Origin of the sequence: Amnibacterium kyonggiense (genome assembly GCF_004364555.1) — a bacterium.
In the GTDB taxonomy this organism is placed as follows: Bacteria; Actinomycetota; Actinomycetes; order Actinomycetales; family Microbacteriaceae; genus Amnibacterium; species Amnibacterium kyonggiense.
In genome coordinates, this window is sequence record NZ_SOAM01000002.1 from 886,234 (window position 1) to 902,362 (window position 16,129).

Annotated in this window: 19 protein-coding genes; 4 read left to right on the forward strand and 15 right to left on the reverse strand. The window is 73.4% G+C overall.

Annotated features, from left to right (window positions below):
* Positions 1 to 5: 5 nt before the first annotated feature.
* The 7 genes from dnaG to CLV52_RS12570 all read right to left on the reverse strand — a co-directional run bounded on the left by dnaG (position 6) and on the right by CLV52_RS12570 (position 6,405).
* Positions 6 to 1,877: a DNA primase gene (gene dnaG / locus CLV52_RS12545; protein ID WP_133766643.1), complete on the reverse strand. Its 1,872-nt coding sequence runs from the start codon at positions 1,875 to 1,877 to the stop codon at positions 6 to 8.
* 76 nt (positions 1,878 to 1,953) lie between these two features.
* Complete coding sequence (locus CLV52_RS12550; protein WP_133766644.1) at positions 1,954 to 2,289, reverse strand: hypothetical protein; 336 nt, start codon at positions 2,287 to 2,289, stop codon at positions 1,954 to 1,956.
* Between the two features lie 33 nt (positions 2,290 to 2,322).
* Positions 2,323 to 3,111 carry an oxygenase MpaB family protein gene (locus CLV52_RS12555; protein ID WP_162850838.1) on the reverse strand — a complete coding sequence of 263 codons (789 nt, stop codon included), beginning with the start codon at positions 3,109 to 3,111 and terminating at the stop codon, positions 2,323 to 2,325.
* Positions 3,108 to 4,364, reverse strand: a complete 1,257-nt coding sequence (locus CLV52_RS12560; protein ID WP_246018110.1) for a deoxyguanosinetriphosphate triphosphohydrolase — start codon at positions 4,362 to 4,364, stop codon at positions 3,108 to 3,110. Before CLV52_RS12560 ends, CLV52_RS12555 begins: the two co-directional genes overlap by 4 nt.
* Complete coding sequence (dusB, locus tag CLV52_RS12565; RefSeq protein WP_133766647.1) at positions 4,357 to 5,526, reverse strand: tRNA dihydrouridine synthase DusB; 1,170 nt, start codon at positions 5,524 to 5,526, stop codon at positions 4,357 to 4,359. Before dusB ends, CLV52_RS12560 begins: the two co-directional genes overlap by 8 nt.
* Before the next feature lie 91 nt (positions 5,527 to 5,617).
* Positions 5,618 to 5,755: a hypothetical protein gene (locus tag CLV52_RS18470; RefSeq protein ID WP_162850839.1), complete on the reverse strand. Its 138-nt coding sequence runs from the start codon at positions 5,753 to 5,755 to the stop codon at positions 5,618 to 5,620.
* Complete coding sequence (locus tag CLV52_RS12570) at positions 5,752 to 6,405, reverse strand: DsbA family oxidoreductase (protein WP_133766648.1); 654 nt, start codon at positions 6,403 to 6,405, stop codon at positions 5,752 to 5,754. The genes CLV52_RS18470 and CLV52_RS12570 overlap by 4 nt, the downstream gene beginning before the upstream one ends.
* A 65-nt stretch (positions 6,406 to 6,470) precedes the next feature.
* Here CLV52_RS12570 and CLV52_RS12575 point away from each other — a divergent pair, with 65 nt between their 5' ends.
* Positions 6,471 to 6,926 (forward strand): aminoacyl-tRNA deacylase, encoded by a 456-nt coding sequence (locus CLV52_RS12575; protein WP_133766649.1) that lies wholly within the window; start codon positions 6,471 to 6,473, stop codon positions 6,924 to 6,926.
* Positions 6,927 to 6,999: 73 nt separating this feature from the next.
* Positions 7,000 to 7,461, forward strand: a complete 462-nt coding sequence (locus CLV52_RS12580; RefSeq protein ID WP_133766650.1) for a DUF7715 family protein — start codon at positions 7,000 to 7,002, stop codon at positions 7,459 to 7,461.
* Between the two features lie 11 nt (positions 7,462 to 7,472).
* On the opposite strand, the gene CLV52_RS12585 is transcribed toward CLV52_RS12580, so the two are convergent.
* The 3 genes from CLV52_RS12585 to CLV52_RS12595 are packed head-to-tail and all read right to left on the reverse strand — an operon-like array spanning position 7,473 to position 10,724.
* Entirely contained in the window at positions 7,473 to 8,549 is a 1,077-nt protein-coding gene (locus CLV52_RS12585; RefSeq protein WP_211342685.1) for a geranylgeranyl reductase family protein, read from the reverse strand.
* The gene (locus CLV52_RS12590; protein ID WP_246018111.1) at positions 8,546 to 9,316 is read right to left on the reverse strand and encodes a YqjF family protein; all 771 of its coding nucleotides are present in this window, start codon (positions 9,314 to 9,316) and stop codon (positions 8,546 to 8,548) included. Before CLV52_RS12590 ends, CLV52_RS12585 begins: the two co-directional genes overlap by 4 nt.
* Positions 9,317 to 9,341: 25 nt before the next feature.
* Positions 9,342 to 10,724: a glycine--tRNA ligase gene (locus tag CLV52_RS12595; RefSeq protein ID WP_133766651.1), complete on the reverse strand. Its 1,383-nt coding sequence runs from the start codon at positions 10,722 to 10,724 to the stop codon at positions 9,342 to 9,344.
* A 196-nt stretch (positions 10,725 to 10,920) separates the two neighbouring features.
* Between CLV52_RS12595 and CLV52_RS12600 the strand changes: the two genes are divergently transcribed.
* The gene (locus tag CLV52_RS12600; protein ID WP_133766652.1) at positions 10,921 to 11,247 is read left to right on the forward strand and encodes a hypothetical protein; all 327 of its coding nucleotides are present in this window, start codon (positions 10,921 to 10,923) and stop codon (positions 11,245 to 11,247) included.
* 4 nt (positions 11,248 to 11,251) lie between these two features.
* Here CLV52_RS12600 and CLV52_RS12605 read toward each other — a convergent pair whose 3' ends face one another.
* The 3 genes from CLV52_RS12605 to recO all read right to left on the reverse strand — a co-directional run bounded on the left by CLV52_RS12605 (position 11,252) and on the right by recO (position 13,349).
* On the reverse strand, positions 11,252 to 11,662 hold the full coding sequence (locus tag CLV52_RS12605; protein WP_133766833.1) for a four-helix bundle copper-binding protein: 411 nt from the start codon (positions 11,660 to 11,662) through the stop codon (positions 11,252 to 11,254).
* Positions 11,663 to 11,787: 125 nt separating this feature from the next.
* Positions 11,788 to 12,579 carry an isoprenyl transferase gene (locus CLV52_RS12610; RefSeq protein ID WP_133766653.1) on the reverse strand — a complete coding sequence of 264 codons (792 nt, stop codon included), beginning with the start codon at positions 12,577 to 12,579 and terminating at the stop codon, positions 11,788 to 11,790.
* Positions 12,579 to 13,349, reverse strand: coding sequence for a DNA repair protein RecO (gene recO / locus CLV52_RS12615; protein WP_133766654.1), 771 nt, complete (start codon positions 13,347 to 13,349; stop codon positions 12,579 to 12,581). The genes CLV52_RS12610 and recO overlap by 1 nt, the downstream gene beginning before the upstream one ends.
* Positions 13,350 to 13,428: 79 nt before the next feature.
* Between recO and CLV52_RS12620 the strand changes: the two genes are divergently transcribed.
* Positions 13,429 to 13,605 carry an Rv0909 family putative TA system antitoxin gene (locus tag CLV52_RS12620; RefSeq protein WP_133766655.1) on the forward strand — a complete coding sequence of 59 codons (177 nt, stop codon included), beginning with the start codon at positions 13,429 to 13,431 and terminating at the stop codon, positions 13,603 to 13,605.
* 85 nt (positions 13,606 to 13,690) lie between these two features.
* Here CLV52_RS12620 and CLV52_RS12625 read toward each other — a convergent pair whose 3' ends face one another.
* Both CLV52_RS12625 and leuA read right to left on the reverse strand, forming a co-directional pair.
* Entirely contained in the window at positions 13,691 to 14,065 is a 375-nt protein-coding gene (locus CLV52_RS12625; RefSeq protein WP_133766656.1) for a nuclear transport factor 2 family protein, read from the reverse strand.
* A gap of 212 nt (positions 14,066 to 14,277) precedes the next feature.
* The gene (leuA, locus tag CLV52_RS12630; RefSeq protein WP_133766657.1) at positions 14,278 to 16,032 is read right to left on the reverse strand and encodes a 2-isopropylmalate synthase; all 1,755 of its coding nucleotides are present in this window, start codon (positions 16,030 to 16,032) and stop codon (positions 14,278 to 14,280) included.
* Between the last annotated feature and the right edge of the window lie 97 nt (positions 16,033 to 16,129).

The following is a 16,129-nucleotide window of genomic DNA, read 5'->3' on the forward strand; positions in this document are numbered from 1 at the left end:
CCGGGTCAGACCCCGCGGAGCGTCCTCCGGTCCGCCTCGACGCCGACGAGCCGTTGGCGCAGCTCCCGCAGGCGCTCCGCGTCGGCGGCGCCCTCGGTGCGCTGCAGCTGCCGGACGAGGTCGGCCTTCTGCCGCAGCAGGTGCCGGTCCACGAGCGACGCCACGGTGGCCTTCGCCGTGCGCGCGAGCTGCTCCTCCTGGCTCGCCCGCACGGGCAGCGGGAGGAACGCGAGCTCCTGCACGATCGGCGCGATCGGCTCCGGCACCTCCGCGGTCAGCCGCTCGAGCCAGCCGGCGCCGCCGAGCTGCGCGAGCTGCGAGCCGATGGCGTCGCGCACGACGGCGAGCGTCGCGTTGTGGAAGCCGACCTCCGTCGAGCGGCGGATCAGGTCCCCGCCGACGAGGTGCGGCACCTGCACGATCATCATCAGCGCCTCGCGCTCGAGGCGGGTCGCGGGGTCGTCGGGCAGCGAGCGGAGCGAGGCGGGCGGCCGCGGCGGTCGGGTGGGCGCCTCCTGCTCCCGGGAGGGCCGACGGTCGGGGTCCGCGCGCGCCGGCCGGTTCCGGCCGCGCCGCACCGCGCGCTCGACGGTCGGGAGGTCCATGGCGAGCCAGCGCGCGAGGAGCCGGACGTACGCGGGCCGGACGTTGTCATCGCGGATCGTCGCGACGATCGGCACGGCGGCCTCGAGCGCGGCCACCTGGCCCTCGACGGCGTCGAGGTCGTGCATGTCCAGCACACGCCGGATCATGTACTCGAACATCGGGTGCTTCGCCTCGACCATCGCGCGGACGGCGGCGTCGCCGCGCTGCGTGCGGAGGTCGCTGGGGTCGAGCCCGTCCGCGCCGACCGCCACGAACGTGCGCGCCGAGAAGCGCTGCTCCTCCGCGAACGCGCGCACGGCGGCCTTCTGCCCGGCCGCGTCGGGGTCGAACGTGAAGACGACCTCGCCGTTCGCGCTCGCCTCGTCGCCGAGCACGCGGCGCAGGACCTTGATGTGGTCCGCGCCGAACGCGGTGCCGCAGGTGGCGACCGCGGTCGTGACGCCGGCGAGGTGGCAGGCCATCACGTCCGTGTAGCCCTCGACGACCACGACGCGGTGCTCGCGGGAGATGTCGCGCTTCGCGAGGTCGAGCCCGTAGAGCACCTGGCTCTTGTGGTAGATCGCCGTCTCCGGCGTGTTCAGGTACTTCGGCCCCTGGTCGTCCTCGAGCAGGCGCCGGGCGCCGAAGCCGACGACCGCGCCGGTGAGGTCGCGGATCGGCCAGACGAGCCGGCCGCGGAACCGGTCGTAGACCCCGCGGTCGCCGGAGGAGACGAGGCCCGCGGCGGACAGCTCCGCCTCCTGGAACCCGCGCCCCTTCAGGTGCTTCGTGAGCGCGTCCCAGGACTTCGGCGCCCAGCCGACCCCGAAGTGCGCGGCCGCCGCCTCGTCGAAGCCGCGCTCGGTGAGGAACTGCTGCCCCGGCGCCGCGGCCGGGGTGCGGAGCTGCGCGGTGAAGTACTCGGCGGCGAGCCGGTTCGCCTCGAGCAGGCGCACGCGGTTGGACGTGTCCTGCTGCGGCTGCCCGTCCTCATAGGTGAGCGTGAAGTTGATGCGCGCGGCGAGCGACTCGACCGCGTCCGTGAAGGACAGGTGGTCCAGCTCCATGAGGAAGCTGATGACGTCGCCGTCGACCCCGCAGCCGAAGCAGTGGTACCGGCCGACCGCCGGCCGCACGGTGAAGCTCGGGCTGCGCTCGTCGTGGAACGGGCAGAGGCCCTTCAGCGAACCGACGCCCGCCGGCTTGAGCGCGACCTGCTCGCCGACGACCGCGGCGATGTCGGTGCGGCTGCGGACCTCGTCGACATCGCTGCGACGGATCCGGCCTGGCACAGACCGGATTCTAGGTTCGTGCGGCGACGCCCGGGCGCGGTCTCCACAACCGGGCCCGCCCCGCCGACGCGCGGCGTCAGTCGACGCGGTCGACGGCCTCGCGGAGCAGCGCGACGGCCTCGGCGCGGTCGAGCCCGCGCTCCTCCAGCAGCACGAGCGCGCGGTGCAGCAGCAGTCCGGTCGGTCCGATGAGGTCGGAGACGTCGATGCTCACGCCGATCTCGTCGTCCGCCCCGTCCTCCTCCGATTCGGCGATCTCGACGTCGACGCGGACGGCGTCCGCCTCGAGCAGCCGCTCGACGGCGACGTTCGCGGTCTCGAAGTTCTGCTCGGGATCGGCGTCGCCGTCCCAGGCGTTCGCGACGTCGAGCAGGACGTGACCGGCCGCGCGGGCCGCTTCGGGGATGGGCATGCCGCGATCGTAGATCCCGGCTCCGTCACGGCCTCAGCCGAGCGCGCGGCTCGCGGCGGCGAGGATGCGCCGGGCGGGCAGGCGCCGGAGGGAGCGCGGCAGCGACCGGGTCAGCGGCGCGACGCGGCGGGCGAGCGGCAGCAGGTCGGGCGCGCCGCGCGGCACGAGCGGCTCGAGCGCGGGGCGCAGGGCCGGCAGCGTGCCGACGGTGGCGCGCAGGTACGCGGGCATGATCCGGCGCAGCCACCAGGGCGTGCCCCGCGCGGCGATCAGCGCCCGCACGACGGGCAGCGTCTCCGCGTCGAAGGCCAGGACGGCGGCCTCCGCCTCGACCGCCCGCTCGAAGGCCGCCCGCCCGACGGGCCACTCCTCCGCCGGCAGGCCGAGCGCGGTCGCGAGCCGCCCCATCCGGGCGAGCAGCTCGTCGGCGAGCGCCGGCGGGAGCGGCCCCCAGGTCGCCTCCGCGATGCGGAGCGCGGTGTCCGCGATCGTCGCCGCCACCCACCGCTGCAGCGCCGGATCCCGGGCGTCGTACGCGACCGCCTCGTCCGAGGCGCTCACGACCGGGCGGTGCGCCCGACCGACGGCCCGCGCCGACCGGCGCACGAGGTCGTCGTCCCCGGCCGCGACGACGTAGACGTAGCGAAGCGTCCCCCACAGCCGGGCGAGCGGATCCGCCTCGAAGGCGCTGTGCCGCGCGACGCCGTGCCCGACCGCGGGGTGCGCGAGCTGCAGCAGCAGCGCGCGGAGCCCGCCGGCGAGCAGCACCCCCTCGAGCTGCAGCTGCGCCGCGGGCGGGATGCGGCGGGTCCGCCGCCTCACCGCACGAGCCGCCCGTGCCACGCGAGCGCGGACTGGTCGGTGAGGCTGGCGACCTGGTCGACGATCACCCGCTGCCGGGCGCGGTCGTCCTCCGCGGCGGCCCAGTCGGCCGAGAACGCGGTGTCGAGGTGCTGCGGCGCGGCGTGGAGGGCGTCCGCGAGCTCCTGCAGCAGCTCGCGCTGCTGCACGTAGACGGGGCGCCGGTCGTCGTTCGCCATCACGAAGGCGGCGACGATGCCCTTCAGCGCGGCGATCTCCGCCTCGATGCCCCGGGGCACGACGACGTCGGCGTTGAACCGGACGAGATCGCCGCCCGGGTGCGCGCGCCGCGTCGCCGTGGTCGCGGCGCCCGAGAAGCGGCCGATCAGCTGGCTGGTCAGGTTCTTCAGCGCCGCGTGCGCGCGCCGCGAGCCGTCCCACTCGACGATCCACGAATCCATGGCGCGCAGCCGGTGGAGGGCCTCCACGAGCTCGTCCTGGTCGAACGCGCCGCCGACCCACGCCCACATCGCGCCGACGACGTCGCGCTGCGAGGCGTTCGAGCGCAGCGCCGCGAGGTCGACGGAGCCGCCGACGACCGCGTCCTCGAAGTCGTGCACCGAGTAGGCGATGTCGTCGGAGAGATCCATGACCTGCGCCTCGATGCAGGGCCGACGCGGCGGCGCACCGCTGCGCAGCCAGGCGAACGCGGCCTCGTCCTCCGGGTAGTAGCCGAACTTCGCCCGCCCGCTCGGGTCGCCCACCGGGGCGTCGAGGCCCCACGGGTACTTGAGGGATGCGTCGAGGCTCGCCCGGGTGAGGTTCAGGCCGTAGGGCTGATCGTCGGGCCCGAACACCTTCGGCTCGAGCCGCGTCAGCAGCCGCAGCGACTGCGCATTGCCCTCGAAGCCGCCGATGCCGGCACTCCACTCGTTCAGCGCGCGCTCGCCGTTGTGGCCGAACGGCGGGTGGCCGAGGTCGTGCGCGAGGCACGCGGTGTCGACGACGTCGGGGGCGAGCCCGAGGTTGCCCGCCAGCTCCCGGCCGACCTGCGCGACCTCGAGCGAGTGGGTCAGCCGCGTCCGCGCGAAGTCGAGGCCGAGCGTCGGCGACAGGACCTGCGTCTTCGCCGCCAGCCGACGGAGCGCGCCGGAGTGCAGCAGGCGGGCCCGGTCGCGGGCGAAGTCGCTGCGCCGGGAGGAGTGGTCCTCCGGCAGCCAGCGGTCGCGGTCGGACTCGCCGTACCCGAGGTCGGCGTCCCGCGCGTCACCCACCGCTCGAGTCCAGCTCCGCACCGGCGACGGCGGCGCGGTCGGCCGCATCGAGCGTGCGCGACTCGAGCCAGCGGTCCGGCAGCGCCGGCGACTTCGGCGTCCCGGCGCGGCCGCGCTGGCCCTCCGCCGGCTCCCCCGGGTACGGCTGGTCGCGCTCGAGCTGCCCGAGCAGCTCGTCGAGGTGCGCCAGCGACTCGACCTGCGCCAGCTGCGAGCGCAGCTGGCCGCCGACGCCGTAGCCCTTGAAGTACCAGGCGACGTGCTTGCGGATGTCGCGGCAGCCGCGATGCTCACCCCCGTCGGCGTCGTCGCCGAAGAACTCGACGAGCAGCTCCGCGTGCCGCTTGAACGCGTCCGCGACCTCGCCGAGGCTCGGCGGCTCCGGCGCGACGCCGCGGCCGAACGCGGCCGCGAGGTCGCCGAAGAGCCACGGCTTGCCGAGGCAGCCGCGACCGACGACGACGCCGTCGCACCCGGTCTCCGCCATCATCCGCAGCGCGTCGTCGGCGCTCCAGATGTCGCCGTTGCCGAGCACGGGCACGTCGGTGACCGTCTCCTTGAGCTTCGTGATCGCGGACCAGTCGGCGTGCCCGGAGTAGAACTCCGACGCCGTGCGGGCGTGCAGGGCGATGGAGGCCACCCCGGCGCCCTCGGCGATGCGGCCCGCCTCGAGGTACGTGAGGTGGTCGGCGTCGATGCCCTTGCGCATCTTCACCGTGAGCGGCAGGGGGCCGGCGGCCCGCACGGCGCGCTCGACGATGTCGCGGAAGAGGTCGAGCTTCCAGGGCAGCGCGGAGCCGCCGCCCTTGCGGGTGACCTTCGGGACGGGGCAGCCGAAGTTCAGGTCGATGTGGTCCGCGCGGTCCTCCTCGCGGAGCATCGTGACCGCCGCCTCGACCGTCGCCGGGTCGACGCCGTAGAGCTGGACCGACCGGGTCGTCTCGGACTGGTGGAACGTGATGAGCCGCATCGACTCGCGGGTGCGCTCGACGAGCGCGCGGCTCGTGATCATCTCGCTCACGTAGAGCCCGGCGCCGTACTCGGCGCAGAGCCGCCGGTACGCGGTGTTCGTGATGCCGGCCATGGGCGCGAGCACGACGGGGACGTCGAGGTCGAGGGGCCCGATGCGCAGGATCGGCGCGGGCGCGAGTGCCGTGGTCACGCCCCCATTCTCCCGGACGCCTGGGACACCCCGTTCCCGCCCGGCACCCTTCGTTTCGGAGGAGTCGCACTCCTCCGAGACGGAGGGTGCGTCAGGAGTCGGCGGGATCGAGCGGGAGGGCGGCCGCCGGGAGGCAGTCGTCGCCCTCGCAGGCCGGACCGGCGCCGGGCAGCATCGTAAACGCGATCGGTGCGAGCGGCTCGGCGACCGCCGGTGCGGCGTCGCTCATCGGGCGGCCGCCTGCTCGGCGGCGACCTGCGTGAGCGCGCCGGCGAAGACCTCCGGCGCCTGCGCCCCCGAGACGCCGTAGCGCCCGTCGATGACGAAGAAGGGGACGCCGCGGATGCCGTAGGCGACCGCCTGCGCGAGGTCGGCCTGCACGTCGCCGGCGTGGCGGTGCTCCTCGAGCGCGGCGCGCGCCTCGTCGCCGTCCAGGCCGACCGACTCGGCGATCGCCACGAGCTCGTCCACGTGCCCGACGTGCTCGCCGTCGACGAAGTAGGCCTTGAACAGAGCCTCCGTCACCTCGAGCTGCTTGCCGTGCGCCTTCGCGAAGTGGGAGAGCTCGTGGGCGAGCAGCGTCTTCGTGTGCCGGATGTCCTCGTAGTGGTACTCGAGGCCGACCTCCGCCGCGATCGCGGAGACCTGGTCGGTCATCTGCTTCGCCTGCTGCAGCGGGATGCCCTTGTGCCCGGAGAGGAAGTCGACCGCGCTGCCCTCGAAGTCGACCGGGGTGTCCGGCGAGAGCTCGAACGAGTGGTACTCGACCTCGACGGGCACGCCCGAGGCGGCCGCGCCGGCCTCGAACTTCCGCTTGCCGATGTAGCACCAGGGGCACGCGACGTCCGACCAGACGTCGATCTTCACGGGGGTGTTCACGGCTCAGCGAACCGTGCCGCGTCCTGCCGCATTCCCTCCGGGTCCGAGCCCGTTAGCGTTCCAGCATGGGCAGCGAACGCGTGACGGAGGCCGCCGAGCGGCTCGGGCTGGACGTCGAGCTGGTGGAGCGGCCGGCGGCGGACTCGCTCGAGGGCGCCGCCGCGCTGCTCGGGCTCGACCCGGCGTCGATCGTGAAGTCGCTCGTGGTCGCCCGGAGCCACGGCACGTTCCTCTTCGCGCTCGTCCCCGGCGACCGGCAGATCGCCTGGGCGAAGCTCCGCGCCGCGGTCGGCGTGAACAAGCTGCGCCTGCCGAGCGCGGACGAGGCGCTCGCCGCGACCGGCTACGAGCGCGGCACGATCACCCCGCTCGGCAGCAGCACGGCCTGGCCCGTCTTCGCGGACGAGCGGATCACGGGCCGCATCGCGATGGGCGCCGGCGCGCACGGCTTCAGCGCCTTCGTCGACGGCCCGGCGCTGCTCACCGCGCTCGACGCGCGCGTGGCGGACATCAGCAGCTGACGCCCGCACGCCCGCCGCGGGACTGTCGGACCCGCCCCCTACCGTGCCCCTGCCCGTGCCGGGTGAGGAAGGAATGCGGAAGAACGATCCCCGGATCGACGGGGCGCCGGTCCGACGGCCGACGCAGGGGCGGGGGACGGCGGTGCTCCTGGCCGTCGACGGCTTCTCCGAGCCCGGCCGCGAGTGCGTGCCGGGCGAGCTGCTCATGCCGCCGGCCGGCTGCGGCCGCGCGAACTGCACGTGCGAGGACGACTTCCACGGCGTCGCGTCGCACGGCGTGACCTCGATCGGCCGGGTGCGGCTGCTCCGGGGCGTGTCCCGAGCCCTGGTGGCCGGCGAGATCGCGGCGGCGCTGCGGCAGGACGGCGAGGTCGACGACCCGCTCCGCCGCGCGATCGCCTACCTGGACGAGGTCGCGACGATCGAGGAGGGGCGTCTCGTGCGACGGGAGGTGCACGTCCTGCTGCCCTTCCCCGCCGCAGCGCGGATCGTGGCGCCCCACGAGATCGAGTACCGGCTCGACGACGCGCCGTGACCGGGCTGCGGTCAGCGGTGGAGGACGCGGAGGCCGGCCTCGCCGCGGCTGAACCGGACGAAGCGCCGGGCTCCGGGCCCGGTGCGCGTCACCGCGAGGTGCGCGAGCGCCGGTGCGCGCTCGAAGACCCGCAGCAGACGCGCGCCGGCGCGCTGGTCCGGCTCGAGCTCACGCGCGACGAACGCCTCGTAGCCGGGGAGGTCGTCCTCCGCGGCGGCCGCACCGGCCGCGAGGCCCGAGCGCAGCGCGGCGGTGATGCCCTCCCGCGTCCACGGCTCGAGCAGGCCCGCGGCGTCGCCCGCGACGAGCACGCGGCCGCGTCGCACCGGGGAGCCGGGCTCGCGCCACCGGGTCAGGTGCCCGGAGTCGTGCAGCCGCTCGCGGTCCTCCAGCCCGAGCCCGGCGAGCAGGCGCGCGAGGTAGGCGCGCGTCGCGGTCCCCTCGCCCTTGCGCTGGATCACGCCGACGGTGAGCCGGTCCGCCTTCGGGAAGACCCAGCCGTAGGTGCCGGGGTCGTGCCCCCAGTCGAGGTGGACGCGGTGCTCCCACGCCTCCCCGACGCCCGCGAGCTCGACCTCCAGCCCCAGGTCGGCCCGGGCGATCCGGACGCCGACGTGCCGCGCGACGACGCTCGCGGAGCCGTCGGCGCCGACCACCGTGCGCGCGAGGACGGGCCCGTCGGAGGTCGTCAGCGCGACCCCGTCCCCGGTCTCCGCGAGCCGGGTCACCCGCGTGCCGTCGCGGAACGTCGCGCCGGCGGCGACCGCGGCGTCGACGAGCGCCTGGTCGAGCACCTCGCGGCGGGCGAGCGCGAGGAACGGCCGCGTCGACCGGACGCGGCGCTCCGGACCGCCACGGAGGGAGAAGGACACCGTCGCGACGCGGCGTTCGACCGCGGTCAGCGCCGCGGACGGCAGCAGCTCGAGCGCGGTGCCGATGAGCCCGCCGCCGCAGGTCTTGTACCGCGGGAACCGGGCCGCGTCGAGCAGCAGCACGCGCCTCCCCCGCTCGGCGGCGACCCGCGCTGCGCTCGAGCCGGCCGGACCGGCGCCGACCACGACGACGTCCCAGACCTCCGCGTCGGTCACCGATCGCCGATCGGGGCCGAGAAGCGCGTCGTGACACCGGGCGACACGAGGACTGAGTCGGGCGACCGATCCGCGAGCCCGGGGAACCCGGCGGAAGCGAGCAGCTCGTCGTCGAGGTCCATCAGCTCGCCCCGGTGCAGCGGCCACGCCTCGTGCTCGTTGCGCCAGTACCGCGTGCCCCAGGGCCGGCCGACGTGCATCGCCCACCGCGCCGTGAGGAAGTCGGCGAGCGCGTCGCCCTCCACGCGTCCGGGCAGCCGCCGCACCGCGATGCGCGTGCGCGGCCGGACCGCGCCCTCCAGCCGCTCCGAGGCGTACCGGAGGACGTCGCCGTGGCGCTCGCCCCGCATCCGCGCCCAGCGGTACGGCAGCCCCAGACCGATGCGCGCCGCGAGCACCGGCAGCAGGTGCGCCGCGTCCAGGCTGCGGAACACGACGCTGCGCCGGCCGCGCTCGTCGACGGCGTACAGGCGGACGTTCGTCTCGAGGAAGGTGCCGAGCCACGGCACGACCGGCAGCGGCGGGAACGCGGTGCGCTCCAGCCGGAAGGGGATCAGCCCGACCCACGTCGCGCCGTCCTCGGTCGTGTCCGGCCGGGTGCCCGGCGGCAGCCAGCCGGCGACCTCGCCCGGCTCGACCCGCCAGTGGAGGAAGACCGCGTCGCTCCACCGCTGGCGGATGACCGCGCGCCCCGGCAGCGGAGCGGCGGCCGTCGAGACGGGCTCGACCTCGATCCCGGACGCGGGACCGGATGCGCGCGCGGTCACGGGTCCGGGATCGGGAACGAACGGCTCAGGCGCCGACGAGCGCCGACGCGAGGTAGCCGTGCAGCCGGTCGAGGCCCACGCGCTCCTGCTGCATCGTGTCGCGGCCGCGCACGGTGACCGACTGGTCGTCGAGCGAGTCGAAGTCGACGGTGATGCAGAAGGGCGTGCCGATCTCGTCCTGCCGGCGGTACCGGCGGCCGATGGCGCCCGCGTCGTCGAACTCGACGTTCCAGTCCTGACGCAGGTCCGCCGCGACCTGCTTCGCCAGCGGCGACAGGCGCTCGTTGCGGCTGAGCGGCAGCACCGCGGCCTTGACCGGTGCGAGCCGCGGGTCGAGCCGCAGGACCGTCCGCTTGTCGACGCCGCCCTTCGTGTTCGGCGCCTCGTCCTCCGAGTACGCGTCCACGAGGAACGCCATCAGCGAGCGCGTCACGCCGGCCGCGGGCTCGATGACGTAGGGCGTCCAGCGCTCCCCGGCGCCCTGGTCGAAGAAGCTGAGGTCGGTGCCCGACGCCTTCGAGTGCGTCGACAGGTCGTAGTCGGTGCGGTTCGCGATGCCCTCGAGCTCGCCCCACTCCCCGCCGGTGAAGCCGAACCGGTACTCGATGTCGACGGTGCGCTTCGAGTAGTGGGAGAGCTTCTCCTTCGCGTGCTCGTACAGGCGGAGGTTCTCGGGCTTGATCCCGAGGTCCGTGTACCAGCGGTGCCGCTCCTGGATCCAGTACTCGTGCCACTCCTCGTCCGTGCCGGGCTCGACGAAGAACTCCATCTCCATCTGCTCGAACTCGCGGGTGCGGAAGATGAAGTTGCCGGGCGTGATCTCGTTCCGGAAGCTCTTGCCGATCTGGCCGATGCCGAACGGCGGCTTCATGCGCGCGGACTGCAGCACGTTCGCGAAGTTCACGAAGATGCCCTGCGCGGTCTCCGGGCGCAGGTAGTGGAGGCCGGCCTCGTCGTCGACGGGGCCCAGGAACGTCTTCATCAGGCCGGAGAACGCGCGCGGCTCGGTCCAGGAGCCCGGCTGGCCGGTCTCCGGGTCCCGGATGTCCGCAAGGCCGTTGACCGGCGGGTGACCGTGCTTCGCCTCGTACGCCTCGATGAGGTGGTCGGCGCGGTACCGCTTGTGCGTGTGGAGGCTCTCGACGAGCGGGTCGGAGAACACCTCGACGTGGCCGGAGGCCTCCCACACCCGGCGGGGCAGGATCACGGAGGAGTCGATGCCGACGACGTCCTCGCGGCCGCGGACCATCGTGCGCCACCACTGGCGCTTGATGTTCTCCTTCAGCTCGGCCCCGAGGGGGCCGTAGTCCCAGGCCGACCGGGAGCCGCCGTAGATCTCACCCGCCTGGAAGACGAAGCCGCGCCGCTTGGCGAGGGCGATGACGCTGTCGAGCGAGGTGGCTGCCACGGTTCTCCCGTTCCGGGCCTCGCCGGCTGCGGGGCCTCGTCGTGTGTGCCGGGCAAGCCTACCGACCGCGCGCGGGCCGTCCCCCGGACTCGGGCGCCGCAGTGCTACGCCGTGTGACCGGCCCCGTGGACCGGGCCCCGACCCCGCCCTACCGTGGCTCCACCGCCGGACGGCCCGGCGAGTTCAGGAGCGGACGATGACGCACCACGCAGCCCAGCAGCAGGCCCTCTCGGCGTGCGAGCAGGGCGCGATGTGCATCGACGACCACCCCGGCCACGCGGTGACGCTGATGCGCCTCCGGCTCGCGCACCTCCACCCGGAGGGCTGGGTCGACGCCGTCGTCGCGGGCACCGCGGAGGACGGAACGATCGCGCTGCACCGCTGGTCCGACGGCGCGGCGGTGCACGTGTGGCACCACACGCACCGCAGCGACCTGCTCGTGCCCGGCTCGCTCGTCGCCGTGCACGAGCGCTACGGCGTCCTCGCAGCCGGCGAGCACCGGCTGAACGTGGCTCCTCGCTAGCGCGTCAGGCGTCCGTCGCCATCGAGGCGAGCAGCGCGCTGCACGCCGCGTTCGTCCCCTCGCACGCGTCGGCGCACATCGCGCAGGTCGCGCTCATGTCGGCGTGCGTGCGGCACTCCTCCATGCACGCGGCGGTCATGGCGATGCAGGCCTCGAGCATGGCGACCATCGCGGTCCGCTCCATGCCGGCGGGGCGCATCATCATGCGCATCGTCGTCATGCAGACGTCCGAGCACATGGCGCAGCGGGACGCGCAGACGCCCATGCCCTCCATGCCGCCCATCGCGTCGGCGCACATCGTGCAGGCCTGCATGGACATCGAGCAGGCGTCGATGGCCTCCTGCATCTTCATCATGTCCATGGCCATGCCCTCGGGCTTCGCCATCGAGCGCATCATCGTGGTCGTCGTCTCCATCACGTGCACGTCCCCGTCCTCGAAGCCGGCGGCCCGCCCGCGCCGGGCGACGTCCTCCCGTCGGCTGCGTTCCCGATCGAGGGTACGGAGGAAGCCTGCGGAGCGGCAGGGGCGTTCCGACCCGGTCAGCCGCTCGCGGCCCCCGGCGCGTCGACCGCGCCGCCGAAGCGCCGGTCGCGCGCGTTGTACTCCGCGATCGCATCCCACAGGTGGGTGCGGCGGTAGTCCGGCCAGAGCGTGTCCTGGAACACGAGCTCCGCGTACGCGGACTGCCACAGCAGGAAGTTCGAGGTGCGCTGCTCCCCGGACGACCGGACGAAGAGGTCGACGTCCGGCATGTCCGGCAGGTAGAGGTGCCGCGCGATCGTCCGCTCCGTGATCGCACTCGGCTTGAGGCGACCGGCGGCGACCTCCTTCGCGACCTCGCGGACCGCGTCCTGGATCTCGACCCGGCCGCCGTAGTTGATGCACATCGTCAGCGTGAGCGTGCGGTTGTCGCGGGTCAGTTCCTCCGCCGCCCGGAGGTCGCCGATGACCGTGCGCCAGAGGCGCGGGGTGCGGCCCGCCCAGCGGATCCGGACGCCCCACGCGTTCAGCTGCTCGCGCCGGCGGCGCAGCACCTCACGGTTGAAGCCGAGGATGAAGCGCACTTCGTCGGGCGAGCGCGCCCAGTTCTCGGTCGAGAACGCGTAGGCGGAGATGTGCTTCACGCCGGCCTGCAGGCCCCCGGCGACGACGTCGAGCAGGGAGGCCTCCCCCGCCCGGTGCCCCTCGATGCGCGGCAGTCCCCGCCGGTTCGCCCAGCGGCCGTTGCCGTCCATGACGATGGCGACGTGCTCCGGCACCTTCGCGAACGCCGGCGGGTACTCCTGCGTCCAGTCGATCGGACGGATCGGATCCAGCTGCACCCGCGCCATCAGGCGGTGGTCCCGGTGGGTGCGAGGCCCGCCGCGGCGGGCGCGGTGACCGAGCGGTCGAGGTGGTTCAGCGACTTGAGCCCGCGCTCCAGGTGCCACTGCACGTAGGCGGCGATGACGCCGGACGCCTGCCCCCGCGTCGACTGACCGGAGGCGTCCGCGATCGCCCAGTCCCCCGTGAGCAGCGCGCCGAGCAGCTCGATCGTCTCGGTCTTCAGGCGCGGCACGCCCGGCGGCGCGACCGCGTCCGCCACGACCCCGCCGAGCTGCGCCACGAACGCGGTGTGCGGTCCGGGCGCACCGGTCACCGCGCAGTCGCCGAAGGTCGGCGCCCAGCCCGCGATCGAGAGGGCGCGCAGCAGGTAGGAGTCGAGGATCAGGGAGGCCCCGTGGTCGCCGCGGGCGAGCGCACGCAGCGCGCCGACGAGCAGCAGGTACTGCTGCGGCGACGCCTCGTCCGTCAACCGGTCGGCCGTCTCGACGATCACGTTCGCCGCGGTGAAGCTCGCGTAGTCGGCGGCGATCGCCGACCCGTAGGTGCCGAGCGACTCCGCCTGCTGGATCACGTCGAGGCTGCGGCCCTCGTAGCACTGCAGGTCCACGACCATGAAGGGCTCGACGTGCGATCCGAAGCGGCTGGAGGTGCGCCGCACGCCCTTCGCGACCGCGCGGATCTTGCCCCGGTGCTTGCCGAGCATCGTGATGATGCGGTCCGCCTCCCCCAGCTGGTGGGTGCGGAGCACGACGGCTTCGTCGCGATAGGTCGGCACCGTCCGATTGTCGCAGTTCCCACCGACTGTGCAGCGGCTCGCGGTACCCAGGAGGTCGACACCGACGGAAGGAGTTCCCATGGCGGGACTGTTCGACAAGGCGCAGGAGTTCCTGAAGACCGACAAGGGCGAGCAGGTCAGCGACCAGGTGCTCGACAAGGCCGCTGCTGCCGCGGACAAGGCCACGGGCGGCAAGCACACCGACGCGATCGCGTCCGGGCGCGACACGGCCGACAAGCACCTCGGGACCGAGTGACGGCCTCCCGCAGGACGGGACAGGAGGAGGGCGGCCGCAGCGCGACCGCCCTCCTCCTGTCGGTGCAGCCGGAGCCGCGGTGGTCTCAGGCCGCCTGGGCCAGCGGGAAGGCGCGCGCCTCCTCCAGCGAGGCGAAGCGGTGGATGCTCGAGATCGAGCCGTTGCGCAGGCCGAAGGTCGAGTAGACCGTCAGCGGGGTGTTCGTCGTGTCGCTGTTCCAGGTCGCGTCCTGCGCCACGACGATCCCTCCGGGGACGTCGTAGCAGTCGCGCGGCATCAGCCGCACGCCGGCCGTCTCCACCCATCTGACCATCTCGTCGCGACCGGTGGACTCGCCCTTGGGCCCCGCGACCACGACGTCGTCGGTGCAGGCGGCGGCAGCGGTCGCCCCGTCCCCGTTGTTCACCGCGACGTGCCAGATGACGATGACGGAATCGAGCGTCGAAGTCGTGAGCGTCATGGCCCCAGGGTGCCCGACCGGGTCCCGGCACGCCAGCGCCGTTCACGGAATGTTTCCTATGCGTCGCTGAAGTTCGCGCATAACGAACACATCACGGGGAATCGCCCCGGGAAAGCCCTGGCACCCGTTTCACCGATCTTCCAATCGACACGGAAAAGGGCCGCCGGAGACCGTTTGCGCGGGTCCTGGGCGGCCCTTCGGCACCGAGCGGATCAGGCGAGCGCGAGCTCGCCGACCTCCGCGCGCACGGCGCGGTTCACGGACGACACGATCGCCTTGAGCGACGCGGTCGCGATGTCCGCGTCGATCCCGACGCCCCAGAGGCGGACCCCGTTGACCTCGAGGTCGACGTACGCCGCGGCCTTCGCGTCGCCGCCGGCGCTGAGCGCGTGCTCGACGTAGTCGTAGAGGGAGATGACGAACCCCTGCTCGGCCATCACGCGGAGGAAGGCGTCGATCGGACCGTTGCCGCGCGCGTCGACGTCCTGCACCTCGTCGTCGATGCGGAGCCGGACGCCGAGATCGATGTCGCCGCCCATGTCGCTCGACGTGCGGGTGCGGAGCAGCTCGAACCGGCCCCACTTCGCGATCGGGTCCGGGTGCGGGAGGTACTCGTCCTGGAACGCCGTCCAGATCTCGTCGCTCGTCACCTCGCCGCCCTCGGCGTCGGTCTTCGCCTGCACGACCCCGGAGAACTCGATCTGCAGCTTCCGCGGCAGGTCGAGGTTGTGGTCCGTCTTCAGGAGGTACGCGACGCCGCCCTTGCCGGACTGCGAGTTGACGCGGATGACCGCCTCGTAGCTGCGGCCCAGGTCCTTCGGGTCGACGGGCAGGTACGGCACCGCCCACTCGAGCTGCTCGACCGGCGTGCCGGTGCGCTCGGCGGTCGCCGCCATCGCCTCGAAGCCCTTCTTGATGGCGTCCTGGTGGCTGCCGGAGAAGGCCGTGTACACGAGGTCGCCGGCCCACGGGCTGCGCTCGGGCACCCGCAGCTGGTTGCAGTGCTCCGCGGTCGCCCGGATGCGGTCGAGGTCGCTGAAGTCGATCTGCGGGTCGACCCCCTGCGTGAACAGGTTGATGCCGAGCGCGACGAGGTCGACGTTGCCGGTGCGCTCGCCGTTGCCGAACAGGCAGCCCTCGATGCGGTCGGCGCCCGCCAGGTAGCCGAGCTCGGCCGCGGCGATCGCGGTGCCGCGGTCGTTGTGCGGGTGCAGCGACAGGATCACGTGCTCGCGGTGGTCGAGGTGCCGGTTCATCCACTCGATGGAGTCGGCGTACACGTTCGGGGTCGCCATCTCCACCGTGGCCGGCAGGTTCAGGATGACGTTCCGCTCCGCGGTCGGAACGAAGATCTCCATGACGCGGTTGCAGATCTCGGCCGCGAACTCGAGCTCGGTGCCCGTGTAGGACTCCGGCGAGTACTCGTAGTAGACGGTCGTCTCCGGGATCGTCGCCTCGTACCGCTTGCAGAGCTTCGCGCCCTCGACGGCGATGTCGATGATCCCGGCACGGTCGGTGCGGAACACCACATCGCGCTGCAGGATGCTCGTCGAGTTGTACAGGTGGACGATCGCCTGCTTCGCGCCCCGGATCGACTCGTAGGTCCGGGCGATGAGGTGCTCCCGGGCCTGCGTCAGCACCTGGATGGTGACGTCGTCCGGGATCGCGTCCTCCTCGATGAGGCTGCGGACGAAGTCGAAGTCGGTCTGGCTCGCGGACGGGAACCCGACCTCGATCTCCTTGTAGCCCATGCGCACGAGCAGGTCGAACATCGTGCGCTTGCGCTCGGGGCTCATCGGGTCGATGAGCGCCTGGTTGCCGTCGCGGAGGTCGACCGCGCACCAGCGCGGCGCCTTCGTGATGCGGTTGCCCGGCCAGGTGCGGTCGGGCAGGTCGACCCGGAACTGGTCCAGGTAGGGGCGATACCGGTGGATCGGCATCGAGGACGGCTGCTGCCGGTTCTGCATGATCGTGCGTTCTCTCTACTCGTCGGTTCCGGCCAGCGCGAGGACTCCGCGACGAGGAGGGCCTGAGGAGTTAGGCCTCGTCGCGGCAGCGAAGGAG

Coding starts and splice junctions, on each gene's coding strand:
- CLV52_RS12550 (WP_133766644.1), bottom strand. CDS start 2,289: ATGCCCATCCCCGAAGCGGCCCGCGCGGCCGGTCACGTCCTGCTCGAC.
- CLV52_RS18470 (WP_162850839.1), bottom strand. CDS start 5,755: ATGAGCGACGCCGCACCGGCGGTCGCCGAGCCGCTCGCACCGATCGCG.
- CLV52_RS12625 (WP_133766656.1), bottom strand. CDS start 14,065: ATGACGCTCACGACTTCGACGCTCGATTCCGTCATCGTCATCTGGCAC.
- CLV52_RS12575 (WP_133766649.1), top strand. CDS start 6,471: ATGGGCAGCGAACGCGTGACGGAGGCCGCCGAGCGGCTCGGGCTGGAC.
- CLV52_RS12600 (WP_133766652.1), top strand. CDS start 10,921: ATGACGCACCACGCAGCCCAGCAGCAGGCCCTCTCGGCGTGCGAGCAG.
- CLV52_RS12605 (WP_133766833.1), bottom strand. CDS start 11,662: ATGGAGACGACGACCACGATGATGCGCTCGATGGCGAAGCCCGAGGGC.
- CLV52_RS12610 (WP_133766653.1), bottom strand. CDS start 12,579: ATGGCGCGGGTGCAGCTGGATCCGATCCGTCCGATCGACTGGACGCAG.
- CLV52_RS12620 (WP_133766655.1), top strand. CDS start 13,429: ATGGCGGGACTGTTCGACAAGGCGCAGGAGTTCCTGAAGACCGACAAG.
- leuA (WP_133766657.1), bottom strand. CDS start 16,032: ATGCAGAACCGGCAGCAGCCGTCCTCGATGCCGATCCACCGGTATCGC.
- CLV52_RS12580 (WP_133766650.1), top strand. CDS start 7,000: ATGCGGAAGAACGATCCCCGGATCGACGGGGCGCCGGTCCGACGGCCG.